The sequence below is a fragment of the Ligilactobacillus animalis KCTC 3501 = DSM 20602 genome (assembly GCF_001434535.1).
GTDB lineage: Bacteria > Bacillota > Bacilli > Lactobacillales > Lactobacillaceae > Ligilactobacillus > Ligilactobacillus animalis.
Window position 1 is genome coordinate 35,827 of the sequence record NZ_AYYW01000042.1, and the last position, 16,322, is coordinate 52,148.

Annotated in this window: 16 protein-coding genes and 1 other RNA gene; 9 read left to right on the forward strand and 8 right to left on the reverse strand. The window is 40.7% G+C overall.

Features of this window, described 5'->3' with window-relative positions:
* Window positions 1–109 precede the first annotated feature (109 nt).
* Window positions 110–736 (forward strand): PAQR family membrane homeostasis protein TrhA, encoded by a 627-nt coding sequence (gene trhA, locus FC30_RS07535; protein WP_010688065.1) that lies wholly within the window; start codon window positions 110–112, stop codon window positions 734–736.
* A 102-nt stretch (window positions 737–838) separates the two neighbouring features.
* Complete coding sequence (locus FC30_RS07540) at window positions 839–1,183, forward strand: ArsR/SmtB family transcription factor (RefSeq protein ID WP_010688064.1); 345 nt, start codon at window positions 839–841, stop codon at window positions 1,181–1,183.
* 122 nt (window positions 1,184–1,305) lie between these two features.
* On the opposite strand, the gene FC30_RS07545 is transcribed toward FC30_RS07540, so the two are convergent.
* The 3 genes from FC30_RS07545 to trpX are packed head-to-tail and all read right to left on the reverse strand — an operon-like array spanning window position 1,306 to window position 3,934.
* On the reverse strand, window positions 1,306–2,055 hold the full coding sequence (locus FC30_RS07545; RefSeq protein WP_010688063.1) for an ABC transporter ATP-binding protein: 750 nt from the start codon (window positions 2,053–2,055) through the stop codon (window positions 1,306–1,308).
* On the reverse strand, window positions 2,052–2,948 hold the full coding sequence (locus FC30_RS07550; protein ID WP_004051661.1) for an ABC transporter permease: 897 nt from the start codon (window positions 2,946–2,948) through the stop codon (window positions 2,052–2,054). The genes FC30_RS07545 and FC30_RS07550 overlap by 4 nt, the downstream gene beginning before the upstream one ends.
* On the reverse strand, window positions 2,945–3,934 hold the full coding sequence (gene trpX, locus FC30_RS07555; RefSeq protein WP_056938499.1) for a tryptophan ABC transporter substrate-binding protein: 990 nt from the start codon (window positions 3,932–3,934) through the stop codon (window positions 2,945–2,947). The genes FC30_RS07550 and trpX overlap by 4 nt, the downstream gene beginning before the upstream one ends.
* Window positions 3,935–4,305: 371 nt before the next feature.
* Here trpX and ssrA point away from each other — a divergent pair.
* Window positions 4,306–4,672: a transfer-messenger RNA gene (ssrA, locus tag FC30_RS09375) on the forward strand.
* A 41-nt stretch (window positions 4,673–4,713) separates the two neighbouring features.
* Here the strand turns inward: ssrA and FC30_RS07560 are convergent.
* Complete coding sequence (locus tag FC30_RS07560; RefSeq protein WP_010688060.1) at window positions 4,714–6,858, reverse strand: LTA synthase family protein; 2,145 nt, start codon at window positions 6,856–6,858, stop codon at window positions 4,714–4,716.
* Window positions 6,859–7,254: 396 nt separating this feature from the next.
* Here FC30_RS07560 and FC30_RS07565 point away from each other — a divergent pair, with 396 nt between their 5' ends.
* Together FC30_RS07565 and FC30_RS07570 are read left to right on the forward strand one after the other, a co-directional pair.
* Complete coding sequence (locus tag FC30_RS07565; RefSeq protein WP_010688058.1) at window positions 7,255–8,115, forward strand: GRP family sugar transporter; 861 nt, start codon at window positions 7,255–7,257, stop codon at window positions 8,113–8,115.
* Between the two features lie 205 nt (window positions 8,116–8,320).
* A complete protein-coding gene (locus FC30_RS07570) occupies window positions 8,321–9,673 on the forward strand; it encodes a glucose-6-phosphate isomerase (RefSeq protein ID WP_010688057.1) in 1,353 nt (450 codons plus the stop codon).
* 47 nt (window positions 9,674–9,720) lie between these two features.
* Here FC30_RS07570 and FC30_RS07575 read toward each other — a convergent pair whose 3' ends face one another.
* Window positions 9,721–10,425 carry a CPBP family intramembrane glutamic endopeptidase gene (locus tag FC30_RS07575; protein WP_010688056.1) on the reverse strand — a complete coding sequence of 235 codons (705 nt, stop codon included), beginning with the start codon at window positions 10,423–10,425 and terminating at the stop codon, window positions 9,721–9,723.
* A 71-nt stretch (window positions 10,426–10,496) separates the two neighbouring features.
* Window positions 10,497–11,234, reverse strand: a complete 738-nt coding sequence (locus FC30_RS07580) for an MIP/aquaporin family protein (protein ID WP_010688055.1) — start codon at window positions 11,232–11,234, stop codon at window positions 10,497–10,499.
* Window positions 11,235–11,453: 219 nt separating this feature from the next.
* Between FC30_RS07580 and cbpB the strand changes: the two genes are divergently transcribed.
* Entirely contained in the window at window positions 11,454–11,960 is a 507-nt protein-coding gene (gene cbpB / locus FC30_RS07585; protein ID WP_033192971.1) for a cyclic-di-AMP-binding protein CbpB, read from the forward strand.
* A gap of 2 nt (window positions 11,961–11,962) precedes the next feature.
* On the opposite strand, the gene FC30_RS07590 is transcribed toward cbpB, so the two are convergent.
* Window positions 11,963–12,874 carry a mechanosensitive ion channel family protein gene (locus FC30_RS07590; protein WP_010688053.1) on the reverse strand — a complete coding sequence of 304 codons (912 nt, stop codon included), beginning with the start codon at window positions 12,872–12,874 and terminating at the stop codon, window positions 11,963–11,965.
* Window positions 12,875–13,042: 168 nt separating this feature from the next.
* Here FC30_RS07590 and FC30_RS07595 point away from each other — a divergent pair, with 168 nt between their 5' ends.
* Complete coding sequence (locus FC30_RS07595; RefSeq protein WP_010688052.1) at window positions 13,043–13,459, forward strand: DUF948 domain-containing protein; 417 nt, start codon at window positions 13,043–13,045, stop codon at window positions 13,457–13,459.
* A gap of 20 nt (window positions 13,460–13,479) precedes the next feature.
* Complete coding sequence (locus tag FC30_RS07600; RefSeq protein ID WP_010688051.1) at window positions 13,480–13,953, forward strand: hypothetical protein; 474 nt, start codon at window positions 13,480–13,482, stop codon at window positions 13,951–13,953.
* A 52-nt stretch (window positions 13,954–14,005) separates the two neighbouring features.
* Here the strand turns inward: FC30_RS07600 and FC30_RS07605 are convergent, their stop codons facing one another.
* Complete coding sequence (locus FC30_RS07605) at window positions 14,006–15,106, reverse strand: M24 family metallopeptidase (RefSeq protein WP_010688050.1); 1,101 nt, start codon at window positions 15,104–15,106, stop codon at window positions 14,006–14,008.
* 208 nt (window positions 15,107–15,314) lie between these two features.
* On the opposite strand from FC30_RS07605, the gene ccpA reads away from it, so the two are divergent.
* The gene (gene ccpA, locus FC30_RS07610; protein ID WP_010688049.1) at window positions 15,315–16,322 is read left to right on the forward strand and encodes a catabolite control protein A; all 1,008 of its coding nucleotides are present in this window, start codon (window positions 15,315–15,317) and stop codon (window positions 16,320–16,322) included.

Genomic DNA, 16,322 nt, shown 5'->3' on the forward strand with positions numbered 1-16,322 from the left:
AACTATTGATTTTTAAAAACTTTTAAACTAGACTTTAAATCTATATATAATTGACTTATATATACAATAGGTGTAGACTGAAACTAGATTTTAGAAGGTGGTGTCAAATATGGATCGACGTGAACAGATCACAAATGAAGTTTGGAGTGCGATCACACACGGTATCGGAGTAGGACTAAGTATTTGGTTACTAGTTTTATTGATCTTAAAGGGGATCGCAACACAAAATATTGTCAGTTTTATAGCATATTTGGTCTACGGTTTGTGTTTGTTGAGCTTGTATTTAGCTTCGACTTTATTTCATTGTCTATATTTCACCAAAGCTAGGCGGTTATTTCAAGCATTCGACCACTCCAGTATTTATTTACTGATCGCCGGTACCTATATGCCATATTGCCTGATCGGGATCGGCGGCAAGTTTGGTTGGGGATTATGGATCGCGGTAGCTCTTTTGATGCTCTTTGGGATCTTGTATCATGCTTTAGCTGACCCTAGGCGCCAGATCGTTGAGACCGTGATCTGTGTTTTAGCGGGATGGCTGTGTGTCTTAGGCTTTAAACCACTATTTCAGGTCTTAGGTTTTCCCGGGTTATTATTGCTGTTAGCAGGCGGCGTTGCTTTTACTTTAGGCGCGGTCGTTTATAGCTTAAAACTGAAGTATGTCCATATTTATTGGCATTTGCTGGTGATCTTAGGCTCAGCTTTGATGTTTTGTTCGATCTATTTTTATCTATAAAATAAAAATATTTTATTTTTAGGTGGAAGCGTTTGCGACGAGTGCTATTTAATGTTATCCTTATCTTAGAGGATAGTGTCTCAAGAAAGGAGAGTGGTACTCATGCCAACGATACAGTTGACGACAGAACAGCGCAGAGCGTTAAAAGGATTTGCTAACGAATTTGAAACTGTAAATGCATTAGCTGACCGCAATCGGCAAAAGATAATTCTTTTATTATGTGAACGACTCCATGAAGGAATGACTGTTACTGAAATCACCAAAATGATGGCCATTACCCAACCGGCAGTTTCACATCATCTAAAGATCTTGCGCGAAGCTGGTCTAGTTTCATTTAAAAAAGAGGGATTGCAAAGCTTTTACCATGTAACACTTGAAGCACCTTTAAAAAGCTTGGAAGATGCGATCCATCAAGTTCGTTTGACAGTGGATACAACAACTAAATAGTAAGATAGTTGTTTCAGCTTGCACTAGGCTTTTAAGCAGGCCGGGTGCGACCGTTGGGACAAATTTTTTTATTACGAGAATATAAAAAGAGACGCTAGAAATTTTCTAGCGCCTCTTTTGTTTTAATTAGCAAAGTAAGTCAGGATCTGTTCTTCAGTTAGATTCTCTTTGTCACGGGTATCTAAGACGATCTGACCATCATTCAAGACGATAATACGATTGCCGTAACGTAAAGCATCTTGAAGACGATGGGTGATCATTAGACAGGTCAGATTCTTTTCGGTGATCACTTCATCGGTCAGCTTTAATAGTTCAGCACTCGTGTTAGGGTCAAGTGCAGCTGTATGTTCATCTAAGAGTAAGATATCTGGGCGTGCGATCGTTGCCATCAAAAAGCTCAATGTTTGCCGTTGCCCCCCGGAGAGATCACCGGTGAAAGTTTGTAATCGCTCGGATAGATTGTTAGGGAGTTTAGCTGTCAATTCTTTGAATTGGGGGAGATGAGCTTGTAAGCGTCGGGGACGCAAAGTGCGTTTTTGCCCACGTTTTAAAGCGAGTAAAAGATTTTCAGCGACTGTCATTCGAGGAGCGGTGCCCATCTTAGGATCTTGAAAGACTTGCGCGATATAGGAAGCGCGTTTGACTTCTGAGAGTGGGGTCAGATCAAGTTCGTCTAAAAGAAGCTGTCCGGTAGCTGGTTTGAGCGAACCGTTGATCACATTTAAAAGGGTCGATTTTCCAGCACCGTTTGTACCTAGAAGTGTGATAAAATCACCGGCTTCGATCGTAAGTGAAAGGTCTTTTAAGATCTTTTTTTCTTCACTTGTTCCGGGGTTGACCACAGTCGTAATATTTTTTAATTCGAGTGTCATGGCTTTTGGACTCCTTTCTTCAATGTCTTGCTGAAATTAAATTTCTTCTCTAAGACCGGTAACATTAGGCATAATGCTAAGATCAAAGATGAAAGCAATTTGAAATCATTAGTACTAAATCCAAGTTTTAAAACGATAAGTAAAACGAAACGGTAGAAGATGCTACCTAGGATGACCGCGACTAACCGAGCAGTCAAACTGAGTTCACCAAAGGCAACTTCACCGATAATGATCGCAGCTAGGCCGATAACGATCGTACCGACCCCCATATTGACATCGGCATAACCGTCATTTTGGGCGATCAAGCCACCGCAAAGACCGATCAAGCCGTTAGAGATCATCAAGCCTAAGATCTCCATGTTATCCGTATTGATCCCTAATGAACGAGCCATCAGTTTGTTATCACCCGTCGCGATAAATGCTTGTCCTAGATCAGTATTTAAAAATAAAGCTAACAGTAAGATCAAAAGGGTAAGCAAGATCAAGCCCAGAGTTACTGAAGGAAAACTGTTAGGTAGTTCGCGTAACATCCCAGTGTTGAGTAAAGTATTTTGGTTGAGTAAGCCAACGGTCGCTTTTCCTAGGACACGGAGGTTGATCGAGTAGATCCCTGTCATGACTAAGATCCCAGCCAATAGCACAGGAATCTTTCCTTTGGTGTATAAGATCCCTGTCAAAAAACCGGTCAAAAGTCCTGCCCCAAAGGAAGCTAAAGTTGCGATAAAAGGTGATGTTCCTTGGGTGATCAGGGAAACACAGACACAGGCGCCAAAGGGAAAGGTCCCTTCAACTGTCATATCGGGGAATTTTAAGATCCTAAAGGTCAAGTAAAGTCCGAGACCAAGGATGCCCCAGAGCAAACCTTGTCCGATTGCTGATACGATTAGATTCATTTGATAACAACTCCTTTTTTACTGATCTGTGTAATTAATTCATTAGGGAGAGTGATACCTAGTTGTTGGGCCTGCTTTTGGTTGAGGTAGGCAATCCCTTCAGTCGGGTATTCGATCGCCATGTCGGCTGGATCTTTTCCTTTCAAGATCGCAGCGGTCATCTTCCCTGTCATTTTACCAAGTTCGTATTGGCTAACACTGACAGTGGCTAGTCCACCTTGACGTGTCATTTCAGAAGTTGAAGGAAAGATCGGGATCTTATTTTGGTTGGCATTTTTGAGGACCGTTTGAAAGCCTGAGGCCACAGTGTTGTCGTTTGGAATATAGATTGCTTGAACGTTGCTTGCCATTGTAGCGGAAACTTGTTGGATGTCATTAGTCGAAGTGATCGTGTATTCTTTGACTTGGATCCCCGATTTTTGAGCTAGTTTTGAGAACTCTTTGACTTCAGCTGCCGATGAATCATCGCTTGAAGTGTGTAAGACGCCAACGGTTTTTAGATCAGGCATGAGCGCTTTGATCAATTGAAGTTGGCGGGCGATCGGTTCTTGGTGCTGAACTCCCGTGATATTACCACCGGGATGCTTGAGATCTTTAACTAGGCCAGCTCCGATCGGATCACTGATCGCCCCCATAACGATAGGGGTCGTCTTAGTTGTATTAGCTAATGATTGGGCGGCTGGGGTCGCGATCCCAATCATGACCGCGGCATCTTCATTTTCAAAGCGTTGGCTCATGGATTTGAGGTTGCTTTGATCGTTTTGGGCATTTTGAAAATCGATCTTGATGTTTTTACCCGCGACAAAGCCTTCTTCCTTTAAGGCGGCAACGATCCCGCGGTGGATCTCATCTAAAGCGGGATGTGATGTTAATTGTAAGATCCCAACAGTTGGGGTCTGATTTTTTTTTGCTTGATCAGTTGAGCGGAAAAATGCAAAGATCAAAAATAAAAATAAAACTGCAATTGTGCTAATTAAGCGTTTCATAAGTAAATTCCTCCTTTTGATTTTTTACGTTCGTATCTATTGCGATAAGAAAAAAAGCACTTCCCACTGAGCGCGGGAAGTGCTTTTAACAAGACCCGCATGGTAGTTGATCCATGCGGGCCGATCTAAGAGAACCAGCACAGATACGAACGATACGTTACGTACGGTCGCATCTGTGCACACAGAAGCAACCTAGTGCTGGCTTTGCCAACGAATATTTGTAAGTTGCATAACTGTCTTGTTCATAGTTCTCTTCCTTTCCGAATTGATTATGAGTGAATTGTACTATACTAAAAATTAGTTGTCAATTAAAAAAATCACTTTTTTGCTTTTCTAAAAAAGGTGTGCTACAATAACTCAGTAGTCAACTTGGGGATGTTTAGGATTCGACAGGTATAGGTCGGGCTTGAGTTGCGCTTAGTAGGTTGCGGCTACTATAAAACGCTCAGTTTAAATTATAACTGCAAAAAATAATAACAACTCTTACGCTTTAGCTGCCTAGTCAGCACTGCGTAGATCCGTCTGATATCGTCTGTGTGTCAGTTGCGGGTCCTATATTAGCAGACTACGCTCAGTGTTTTAGCCTGAAATACTGAGAAGAGACTTTTAGGCTAGTCGTTGATATTGGCCCTGTCATCCGGCGTGATCAACGATGAAATTCAAATAGTATGACTATGAGCGTAGAGACTTGAGTTACGATATGCTTGGACGCGGGTTCGACTCCCGCCATCTCCATAAGTAAAGCCCTTATCGATAAGATTTTCGATAAGGGCTTTTTGTTATTGTGTATCCTCTAAAGTCGATTCAACGGTAGGGGCTTGTTCGTTAGTATTTTCGCCACTATCACTTTGTTTGAGCTCTGGAGCATCGGAGTGATATTTATCAGCCGTCGTGTGATCGTTATTTTTAGACCATAGACTAGTTGAACGTCCCTTGAGCGCGGCTTGGATCTTATCCAATTGCTCAACTTGGTTTTTATAGTTGAAATCTTTGGGATCGACCGGCGTAAAACCAGTTGGCACATAGAAGCGCAAGAGGTTCTTATTGTTGAGCGAATCTGAAAGTGAAAGCGCCGAGTTAACATATTCTTGTGCTGCTTTTAGTTGAGCTTGTACTTTTTTAGACGGATGCGTCACCACATTGCCAGTGCTGTTTTCGTAGGTCGTGCTACCAACAACGGTATATTTTGGTGTGATGAAATTCTCATTTCTAAAAGCGACAGTTTGATCGTGATCTTTTGAGAAGAGATCTGAACCAAACAAAAGATATTTTTTCGAATCGATCCCGGCTAGATGAAGTAACGTCGGCATGACGTCGATCTCACCACCGTATTGTTCGAAGATCCCACCATTTTCTTGACCTGGGATGTGGACCATAAATGGAACACGTTGCATTTGAACATTATCAAAGTCACTCCAAGTCGAGGAAGATTTGCCTAAAAGAGAAGCTAATTTTAAATTCCGTGAGTTAGAGATCCCGTAATGATCGCCATAAAGTACGATCACCGAATCATCATAAAGTCCAGACGCTTTGAGATAATCAAAGAATTCTTTAACGGCTTGGTCCAAATAGTGGGCCGTAACAAAGTAATTATCGACTGAACTGTCGCCCGTATTAGCTGCTTCAAAGCTCTTGTTTTGGTCGTCTAAACCGAATGGAAAGTGATTAGAGACCGTGATGAATTTAGCATAAAACGGTTGTTGTAACTTTTCTAAGTATTTAACTGAATCATGGAACAACAACTTATCTTTAAGGCCGTATTCACTTAGGTTGTTAGCGTCTTGGTTATAGTAGCTTGCATCAAAGAAGTATTGGTAACCAAAGTTCTTATACACCTTGTCGCGATTCCAAAATGAACCGGAATTGCCGTGAAAAACGGCTGAAGAATAGTTTTGACTCTGATTCAAGATCGCGGGCATAGCCTCAAAGGTGTTATCTGTGCCTAAAGTTGAAAACATCGAACCTTGAGGCAAACCATATGCGCCAGTCTCAAGCATCGTTTCAGCATCGGAAGTCTTGCCTTGTCCGACTTGATTAAAGAAATTAGCAAACGAGAACGTCTCTTTACCGTGATAAAGACTGTTTAAAAACGGTGTGACTTCTTGGCCGTTTAATTTATAGTCGATCAAGAATTGTTGGAAACTTTCAAGATGGATGACGATGATATTTTTATTTTTAGCGATCCCAAACATCTTGGGATCGGGAGCAGCATAGTTAGCTTGGGTAAAATCAATGATCTTGTTTAGATCAGCCCCAGTAGCTTTAGACCGTGTTTGGCTCGTCTTAGCTGTTTTTAGCCCATCATATACGGTAAAGGCATCGATCCCTAGGTATTTGACTAAATAGTTGCGGTCAAAGGTCCGTGTCAGTAATTGCGGACGATCGATCTCACCTAATGTGATATTTAATAGTAGAAACATTAAGGAAAAAGATGTCATGGCGACAGCCTGATTTTTGGGGATGAAGCGTTTATCGAGCTTGATCTGCCGTGTTAATAGCAGCAGTAAGACAACTACTACATCGATAATGATCACAAGGTCTTGGGGCTTTAAGAGTGAGAAGGAACTGCCACTTAGCCCTTGAGAGACCGAAGAATACCCAAAGATCACGTTCATAGTCATAAAATCAGTAAATTCGCGGTAATAAATAACGCTGATCAATAAAAATGCCGTATTAGCTATGTAAAGTAATAATAGACATAAATAGGCAGGGATCGTTTTTCGGATGTAAAGTGCGATGCTAAAGAGCAAGAGTGTCGTCGCGATCGGGTTTATCAATAGGATGAAATACTGATAGATCCCGTGAACACCAAGGTGAAAATCGATCAAATAAACTAGGATCGTTTTTAACCAAAACAGGCACGAGACAAGTGCAAAAAAGCCCCACCGTGTATTGATAAAATTTCGTAATTTTGTCCAGTTCACAGGTGCAAACCGTCCTTTCAAAGTAATTGACATATCACCTAATTCTAAACCAGTTAGCGGTCAAGCGTCAATTTTTCAAGGGAATTTTAGCAAATATTAAAGATATCGTTGGGTAAGTTTGAAGTTATGAAAACAGAAAAATCGTTTTCAATTATTATGGATTTCTTAAAAAATATATATTTTATTCACATAAAACAAATTACTACTGTGGCAAAGCCTAGTGGTGATGAAGATGAGAATTTGTGAAAAAAAGTATGTGAAAAAAGTTTTCATATAAAATAAAATGAAAGAATTAACCTAAAATTCTTCTTGTAATGGTTTGCATAAAACTGCTAAAATATTATCTTGCATGAGAATTATTGAGAAAAGAATTAAAGAGAAACGAGGGAATTAATTATGTGGATAGCCTTGATCCCCGCTTTAGCATGGGGAAGTATTGGATTGATCAGTGGTAAGTTGGGTGGTAATGCTAATCAACAAACCTTAGGGATGACTTGGGGGGCTTTGCTCTTTGCGATCGTAATGACCGTGGTTGCTCCAGGAAACTTTTTAGCAAATAACAATTGGCAACTTTGGGTAGCCGGTATCTTATCTGGTTTGTTCTGGAGTTTAGGTCAAAATCAACAGTTCCACGCAATGAAAGCAGTCGGGATCTCCAAGACTGTGCCGATCTCAACGGGGGCGCAGTTGGTGACTAACGCCTTAGCGGGGATCTTCTTGTTCCATGAGTGGACAACAACGCGCCAATTATCATTAGGTTCACTAGCTTTAGTCATTTTAGTCGTAGGTGCTGTTTTAACGGCTTTACGTGATAAGAGTGCTAATAGTAGCGAACAAAATGAAGACTGGAAAAAAGGAACGACTGCTTTAGTGCTATCAACAGCTGGTTACTTAGGCTATACGGTCGTTGTCAACTTATTAAAAGTTGATGCCCAAGCGATGGTCTTACCTCAAGCTTTAGGGATGGTCGCTGGCGCTTCGATGTTTGCTTTAGGTAAAGATGCATTCAAGAAGGAAAGCTTCAAAAATATCATTACAGGTCTAGTTTGGGGCACAGGTAACTTATGTATGTTCCAAGCAACTGCAATGATCGGGTTAGCAGTAAGTTTTTCACTTTCACAAACCGGGATCGTTATCTCGACATTTGGTTCGATCTTACTCTTAGGCGAACACAAAACGAAAAAAGAAATGGTCTATGTTACAGTTGGTTCATTGATGGTCATCATCGGTGGCGTAATGTTAGGTCTTTTAAAATAATGATCTATATGCCATGGCGCACGAGCGGCATGGCTTTTTATATATGGAGAACGGTGGCGTTTACATTTGTGGTGATCGTCTAATTGTAAAATTAAGGGTTTTTAAGCGTAAATCTTAATTTATATTTGATTTTGACTTTAAAATTCTGTATTTTATAGTATAATTAAACCCGTAATAAAATTGTAAAGGGAGAGCGAATTATAACATGGCACACATTAAATTTGATAGTTCAAACTTAACAAAGTTTGTTCACGACAATGAATTAAACGAAATGCAAGCAATGGTCAATGCCGCTGACGAACAACTTCGTCAAGGTACTGGTGCAGGCGCAGATTTTCGCGGTTGGTTAGATCTACCAGTTGACTACGATAAAGAAGAATTTGCCCGTATCAAAGAAGCAGCTAAAAAGATCCAAAACGATTCAGAAGTTTTAGTTGTGATCGGTATCGGTGGTTCTTACTTAGGTGCACGTGCTGCAATTGATTTCTTGCAAAACACATTCTACAACTTGTTACCACAAGAAAAACGCAATGCACCACAAATTTTCTTTGCAGGTAACTCGATCTCTGGTTCATATGTTCATGACTTGGTCGAACTCATCGGGGACAAAGATTTCTCTGTCAACGTGATCTCAAAATCAGGTACAACAACTGAACCATCGATCGCTTTCCGTGTCTTTAAAGAAAAATTGATCGAAAAATATGGTGAAGAAGGCGCTAAGAAGCGGATCTATGCTACAACAGACCGCGCACGTGGCGCATTGAAGACCGAAGCTGATGCAGAAGGTTACGAAACATTCGTGATCCCTGATGATGTTGGTGGTCGTTTCTCAGTCTTGACACCAGTTGGTTTATTACCGATCGCGGTTTCAGGTGCTGATATCGATGCTTTGATGCAAGGGGCTGCTGATGCTCGTAGTGAATATACTGATGCAGATCTTGCTAAAAACGAAGCTTACCAATATGCTGCTTTGCGTAACATCTTGTATCGCAAGGGTTACACAACTGAGATCTTGGAAAACTACGAACCTACCTTACAATACTTCGCTGAATGGTGGAAGCAATTGATGGGTGAATCTGAAGGTAAAGATCAAAAGGGTATCTACCCATCTTCAGCTAATTTTACAACTGACTTGCACTCCTTGGGTCAATACATCCAAGAAGGCCGTCGTAACTTGATGGAAACAGTTATCCACGTTGGAACACCAACACATGATACTGAAATTCCTAAGGAAGAAGAAAACTTGGACGGTTTAGCTTATCTTGAAGGTAAGACAATGAACTATGTCAACGATCGTGCAATGGAAGGTGTTGTGTTGGCTCATACTGATGGTGATGTGCCTAACATGATCGTTAACATCCCAGATCAAACAGCTTATACTTTAGGTTACTTGATCTACTTCTTCGAGATCGCAGTTGGTATTTCAGGCTACTTGAATGGTATCAACCCATTCAACCAACCAGGTGTTGAAGCTTACAAGAAGAACATGTTTGCTTTACTCGGTCGCCCAGGTTACGAAGAATTAACTAAAGAATTGAATGCTCGTTTAGATAAATAGGCATTAATAAAAAAGATCCGCAAACTGATCTCAGTTTGCGGATCTTTTTATTTGGTAAATAATGCTGAAAAGAGCATGAATAGTGCGGGCAAAATATTATTTAGGAAGTGGATCATAATGCTGACCAAGAGTTTACCTGTCTTTTTGTAATAATATGCTAAGACCCAGCCCAAAGTACAATATAAAAGGAGCGTCCAAAAAATATCACCGAGATGGAAATGAAGCATGCCAAAGACTAGTCCACTAAAAAAGATCGCTAAAACGGTATTTTTAGGGAAGAAGTAACGCATAAAAATCCCCCGAAAGAGCAATTCTTCACATAGCGGAGCAAAGATCGCTGTCATCAGAAACATCATGAGTGCGGCATTAGTCGAAAGTTTAAACATTTGTTGTAAAGCTTGATCATTTTGGGTCTGTCCAAATTGACTCATGAACATTCCGTAGATGATCTTAATGATAAACAAAGTGATAAAACCTGTGATAATGGCATTGATATCCTGATTAGATAATTTTTGGAAGATCTTATCAGTATTAGGCTGATCTTTTTTGAATTGCCAGTTAAAAATAACGATCACGAGTGCATATCCCAGTAAAAGTAAGCCCCATGTCAAAATATTTGTCGCTAACGGACTGAAGTTTTGGGGGAGAATATGAGGTAAGGAAAAAACTTGTTGCGGCAAGATCAAGCACAAGCCTAATAAAATGAATTTGATAGTGCGCCAGGCATAACTTCCTAGTGTTTTTAAGTTCATAGTAAAGTCCTTTCTGTAAAAAGTGTAATAAAAAAAGGCTGACGTTATGACGTCAAGCCTTAACATAGGTATTATAACCCAAAAATAGCTTTATATAAAAGGGTCGCGCAAGCACCGGCTGCAAATGGTGCGACAACTGGGATCCACGCATAACGCCATTGGGATGATCCCTTGTGCTTAAGTGGGAACAACGCATGGACGATACGAGGACCCAAGTCACGTGCTGGGTTCAAAGCAGGACCAGTTGGACCACCAAAGGAAGTTACGATAACCATAACTAAGAGACCAATACCGATAAAGCCGGCACCTTGGTTACCATGGTTGAAGATCGGTGAATGTGTGATCGCTAAAGCACTGAAAACTAAGGTGAATGTACCAAAGAATTCATTGACAAAACCATTGAAACGACTTTCAGTCGCATCGATCGTTGAGAAGGTAGCCAAAACAGCTTCTGGATCTTCGGTGATATCGTAGTGTGGCTTGAAACAAGCTAATACGACCAATTGTCCGGCAATTGCACCTAAGAATTGCATACTTATGTAAGGTAAGACTTCATGCCATGGGAAATCGCCTGCGATAGCTAAACCTAAAGTAAATGCGGGGTTGATGTGGTTACCTGAGATCTTACCAAACATCAAAGCTGGGATCATTACGGCAAAACCGTAACCGATCGAGATAACGATCCAACCACTGTGGTAACCCTTAGTTCCTTTCAATTCAACGTTGGCCACAGAACCGTTACCCAACATGATCATGAGGGCTGTTCCGAAAAATTCGGCCATTAATCTTGAGTTTAATGCGAACTCCATATTTTCCTCCTAATAAATAACAATGAAATAATACACTCATATAACTATAATGATTGCAATGGCGGGTGTCAATAGGCTTTCAGAAATATTTTTTTACTAAAAAAGTAGCGTTTTAGTGAGCTAAACAGGGGGTAAGGGTTGTGTTTTTCACTAAAACGCATACAATTATAGGAGTAGTATCAATATTTGGATGAAAGGATAGTTTTAAATAAAAGTTATATGATATCAAAAGCAGTTGCACAATTGCTAAATCAGCGTAAAGAAAAATTTTTGATCCCAGCTGAGATCGTAGCTAATGTCCAAGAAAATAATAGTCTTGAACATGCATTTTTAGTTTTAAGTAAGGTCAAATACGCTAAGATCCCCGTCTTAGACCAAGATCAACATTTCAAGGGACTATTGTCGTTGGCGATGATCACAGAGACGATGTTAGGCTTGACCGGGATCGATCCGACTCGTTTGGGCCGGATCCAGGTCAAAGATGTCATGCAGACAGATGTTCCAACGATCTGTCCGCCATATGAAATGGAAGAGATCTTGCATCTTTTAGTCGATCAGACCCTTTTGGCAGTCGTCGATGAAGAAGGAGTCTTTACCGGGATCTTGACCCGCCGCGAAGTGATGAAAGCTGTCAATTATTTAGCGCATGATTTAGAAAAAGAATATACAGTCGAAAAAAATAACCAAAAAAATGCTCAAACTACAGATCTGCAGTTTGAGCATTGATTTTATGCAGTAGCACCTAAATTCAACGGTGAAGTCGGGATATTGAAGCCTGCATCTTTTAGGGCCCGTAAGTAGTTATCCAGTAAAATGCGCTGGACTGTAGCTTGAGCACCATTTTTAGTATATGCAGTGACCCGGAAAACTAATTCGCCATTTGTAAGGGGCACCACGCCTAAGATCGTTGGGCCTGTGACGATCTCGGGTAAATTAGGGACGACTTTTTGATTTACTTGGGCGATGATTTTTTTCATTTCACTAGCATCTTTTTTAGGATCTAAGCGAATATCGATCACAGCTTGCATATTGTTACGTGACATGTTGCTAACGACGGTGATACTGCGGTTAGGGATAAAGTTTAATGTTCCGTCATCACTGATCACTTGCGTTGTGCGTAGACCAACAGCGTGGATCTTGCCCGTGATCGCATTTATTTTAACGACATCGCCGACAGAAAATTGTTGTTCGAGTAGAATGAAAAAACCAGTCACAATATCAGTGACAAAGCCTTGAGCCCCTAAACCAAGCGCCACACTGACGATCCCAGCTGAAGCCAACAAGGTGCTGACAGGGATGCCTAAGATCGAAAGGATGGCGTAAAAGTAGAAGAACAAAACACAGTAATGAAAGATGTTTTGGGTCAGCGTATAGATCGTTCCTAAACGCCCGATCGAGTAATTAGAATTCTTTTTCTTAGCGGTAGAAAAACTGCGAGTGATGATCTTTTTCCCGATAGAATGAATGATCAAGAAAAGTAGGGAGATCAAAACAAGTGAGATAGTCACCATGATGATCTTAGTGATAATGTTGTCCCAATTGATGTTTTTTATGTAATTGTCCAAGACGCCCGTTTGTTTGACCACTTGTTTTGAAACGTCGGATGAGAGCGTCTTATCGGTTGCAACTAATAGATACAAGTATGATCCGTCCTTTATGTTCAGAATTTATGTACTAATGATAGCAAATTTTTTTGAAAAGTGCGAAAGAAGTTTTTTTATTTTGAACAATATTTTTTGCGTAATAATTGCAGTTTTTGTAATTGAATGATATTCTAAAGACAATGAAGACTTAATGGAGGGTATAAAATGACAATAACGTTTGGACAGATTGCTGGGTTAATTGCAGCGTTAGCATTTTTGATCTTAGTTGTTTTCATTTGTACAGTGCTAAAGCATTTAGTGACGACTGTTAAAGAGATGAATAACAGCATTCAGATCTTGACCAAGGACGCTAACAGTATTGCTGGCAATGTGGATGAGCTTTTGGTAAAGACGAATGTTTTGATGGAAGATGTCAACCATAAAGTAAGCGAATTAGATCCTTTGTTTAAAACGGCGGCTGAGCTAAGTGAAAGTGTATCTGATTTGAACGTAGCAAGTCGTTCAATGGCTGATAAGGTAGTACGTTCAACTGAAAGTGCAGCTAAGACAAGTGCTGCATTGCGCGTCGGTAAAATGGCACTTGGCTTTTACCAACGACACAAACAAAAGCAAAGTAAGTAAACTTTAAGGAGTGGAGTATTATGAGTAAGAAATTGTTAGTTGGTCTAGGAATGCTTGCAGCTGGTGCAGGTGCAGCTTTGGTCGCTTCAAAGAAGTTGACTGCTGACCAAAAAGATAAGTTAGCGATGAAAGTCGATGAGACCGTCTTGAACGGACGCGAAAAGGCATTGAAATATAATCAATACTTGCAACAATTCTTGGAAGAAAATGGCGTAGATGACTTAAAAGAAAAAGTTATTAGCCGAGCTGACGAATTCAAGAATGAACAAGCTGTTCAAGATGCTTTGGCTTCATTGAAACAAGCAACTTCTGACTTAAAAGAACGGTTGGAGAATACTAAAGATAAGTTCGATGATCTAGCTGAAGATGAAGCTTCTGAAGATTGGAACGACGATATCGTGATCGATGGCCGTTCTGCTTTTGGTGAAGCTAAGGATAAAAAAGATCAACCTTACGAAAAACCAACTGAAACATTTTATCCACACAACGATTAGAGTACAAAAATAGCGCCCCATCATTGGAGCGCTATTTTTGTACTCTAATTTTCTAATCTAAAGGGATGATCTGAAGTTCTTTGGTCGTATGTGTGAATGGTTCATTACCATCTTTAGTCAAGTAAACACAGTCTTCGATCCGGACACCAGCAACTCCAGGAACATAGATCCCAGGTTCGATCGAGAAGCACATGCCAGGTTCAAGGACCAATTCATTTCCTTCCATGATAGATGGAAATTCATGATCGCTTTGACCGATACCATGTCCTAAGCGATGGATGAAGTATTCACCGTAGCCGGCTTTAGTGATGATGTCACGTGCGATCTTATCTAATTCAAAAGCACGCATCCCAGGCTTAGCTGCAGCTTGAGCGGCTAATTGTGCTTCTAAGCAGACTTGGTAGATCTCCTTAGCTTTATCGCTGACTTTACCAAAAGCAACCGTTCGGGAAGCATCAGACATATAGCCTTTGTAATCAACACCTAGATCAAACAAGCAAAGTTCATTTGGTTTGATAAGATCAGCTTTGGGAGCTCCATGAGGATCAGCAGCATTAGCACCACTCTGGATGATCGTATCGAAACTCATATGCATAATACCGTTTTTCTTCATCGTGTATTCGATCTCGGCCACAACGTCTTGTTCAGTCCGTTTGGTCGAAAGCGCCTTAAAGCCAGCTTCAAAGGCAACATCAGCCCATTTACCAGCTGTTTTTAGCAATTCGATCTCTTCTGGTGTCTTAAAGAGCTTTTCACGTTCGATCACAGGCGAGAGATTGCCGGAAAATTCAGCTTGGGGGAAATATTTGCGGAGAGCTTCAAAGCGAACTACCGTCAAGTTATCTTTTTCCAAAGCCCAATGCTTAGGCGATGCTAACTCGGTGATATGTTCTTTGATCAAAGCATAAGGATCTTCATGGTCTAAATAGCCATAGACAGGATATTTCCAGCCGGCTTTTTTGATCGCTTCGACTTCAAGTGCAGGTGCGAAGAGGAAAGGATTTTTATCCGGGAAGATAAAGAGTGCTAGTGTCCGTTCAAACGGATCGCTACCAAAGCCGGTAAAATATTGGATGTTTTTCCAATCACTGATATAAGCAATATCCAAGTTGTTGTCAGCCAACCATGTTTGGATAGTATTAAGATGTGACATAAAAGCACTTCCTTTAATTGTTTTCAAAGCGACTACATTATAACACACTTTAGCAATAAGTGATGGCTAGATATCTTTGAAAATGAAAATACATGAAAAGAAGCTTACAAATTCTTGAAACGCTTGCAATTGGCTAAAAACTTTGATAAATTAAATAGGGTCGCAATGAAAACGATTTTGAAAATAAAATTAGTGAGAGGATAAAACCATGGAAAAACAAACAATTACAATCTACGATGTTGCACGTGAAGCTGCTGTCTCAATGGCTACGGTCTCACGGGTCGTTAATGGCAACCCAAATGTTAAACCGGCAACACGTAAAAAAGTGCTTGAAGTTATCGATCGTTTGGATTACCGTCCAAATGCGGTCGCTCGTGGCTTGGCAAGTAAAAAGACTACCACAGTCGGGGTCATTATCCCTGATGTGACAAACGTCTATTTTTCTTCTTTAGCTCGTGGGATCGACGACGTAGCTTCAATGTACAAATATAACATTATTTTAGCTAACTCCGATGGCAATCCTCAAAAGGAAGCACAAGTTTTAAATACTTTATTGGCTAAACAAGTTGATGGGATCATCTTTATGGGCAACAATTTGACAGACGAGTTACGCGCACAATTTACCCGCTCTAAGACACCGATCGTCTTAGCGGGTTCAGTTGATGCTAAAAATGAAGTTGAAAGTGTCCATGTTGACTATGTGGCTGCGGTCGAAGAAGCCGTAGCTGATCTGATCAACCACGGTAACAAGCGAGTAGCTTTCATCACCGGACCAATGAGTGATCCGATCAACGGTGAATACCGTTTGAAGGGTTACAAGAACGTTTTGGCTAAGCATGGTATCGAATATGATCCAGATCTTGTATTTGAAACAGACTATAGCTATCGTGCAGGTGAAGTTTTATGGCCTGCGTTGGCATCGGCTAAAGCAACAGCTGCTTTTGTCGGGGATGACGAATTAGCCTGTGGTGTTTTGAACGGGGCTAAGGATGCAGGGGTCAAAGTACCAGCTGAGTTTGAGATCATTACCAGCAACAATTCTAAGTTGACTGAGATCGTTCGACCACAGCTTTCTTCGATCACACAACCACTGTATGATATCGGTGCGGTCTCAATGCGCTTCTTGACTAAGATGATGAATAAAGAAGATATGTCTTCAGATGAAAAGACGATCGAATTACCATACGGCTATATCAAGCGCGCTTCAACTAAATAA

Coding starts and splice junctions, on each gene's coding strand:
- trhA (WP_010688065.1), top strand. CDS start 110: ATGGATCGACGTGAACAGATCACAAATGAAGTTTGGAGTGCGATCACA.
- FC30_RS07540 (WP_010688064.1), top strand. CDS start 839: ATGCCAACGATACAGTTGACGACAGAACAGCGCAGAGCGTTAAAAGGA.
- FC30_RS07545 (WP_010688063.1), bottom strand. CDS start 2,055: ATGACACTCGAATTAAAAAATATTACGACTGTGGTCAACCCCGGAACA.
- FC30_RS07550 (WP_004051661.1), bottom strand. CDS start 2,948: ATGAATCTAATCGTATCAGCAATCGGACAAGGTTTGCTCTGGGGCATC.
- trpX (WP_056938499.1), bottom strand. CDS start 3,934: ATGAAACGCTTAATTAGCACAATTGCAGTTTTATTTTTATTTTTGATC.
- FC30_RS07565 (WP_010688058.1), top strand. CDS start 7,255: ATGTGGATAGCCTTGATCCCCGCTTTAGCATGGGGAAGTATTGGATTG.
- FC30_RS07570 (WP_010688057.1), top strand. CDS start 8,321: ATGGCACACATTAAATTTGATAGTTCAAACTTAACAAAGTTTGTTCAC.
- FC30_RS07575 (WP_010688056.1), bottom strand. CDS start 10,425: ATGAACTTAAAAACACTAGGAAGTTATGCCTGGCGCACTATCAAATTC.
- FC30_RS07580 (WP_010688055.1), bottom strand. CDS start 11,234: ATGGAGTTCGCATTAAACTCAAGATTAATGGCCGAATTTTTCGGAACA.
- cbpB (WP_033192971.1), top strand. CDS start 11,454: ATGATATCAAAAGCAGTTGCACAATTGCTAAATCAGCGTAAAGAAAAA.
- FC30_RS07595 (WP_010688052.1), top strand. CDS start 13,043: ATGACAATAACGTTTGGACAGATTGCTGGGTTAATTGCAGCGTTAGCA.
- FC30_RS07600 (WP_010688051.1), top strand. CDS start 13,480: ATGAGTAAGAAATTGTTAGTTGGTCTAGGAATGCTTGCAGCTGGTGCA.
- FC30_RS07605 (WP_010688050.1), bottom strand. CDS start 15,106: ATGTCACATCTTAATACTATCCAAACATGGTTGGCTGACAACAACTTG.
- ccpA (WP_010688049.1), top strand. CDS start 15,315: ATGGAAAAACAAACAATTACAATCTACGATGTTGCACGTGAAGCTGCT.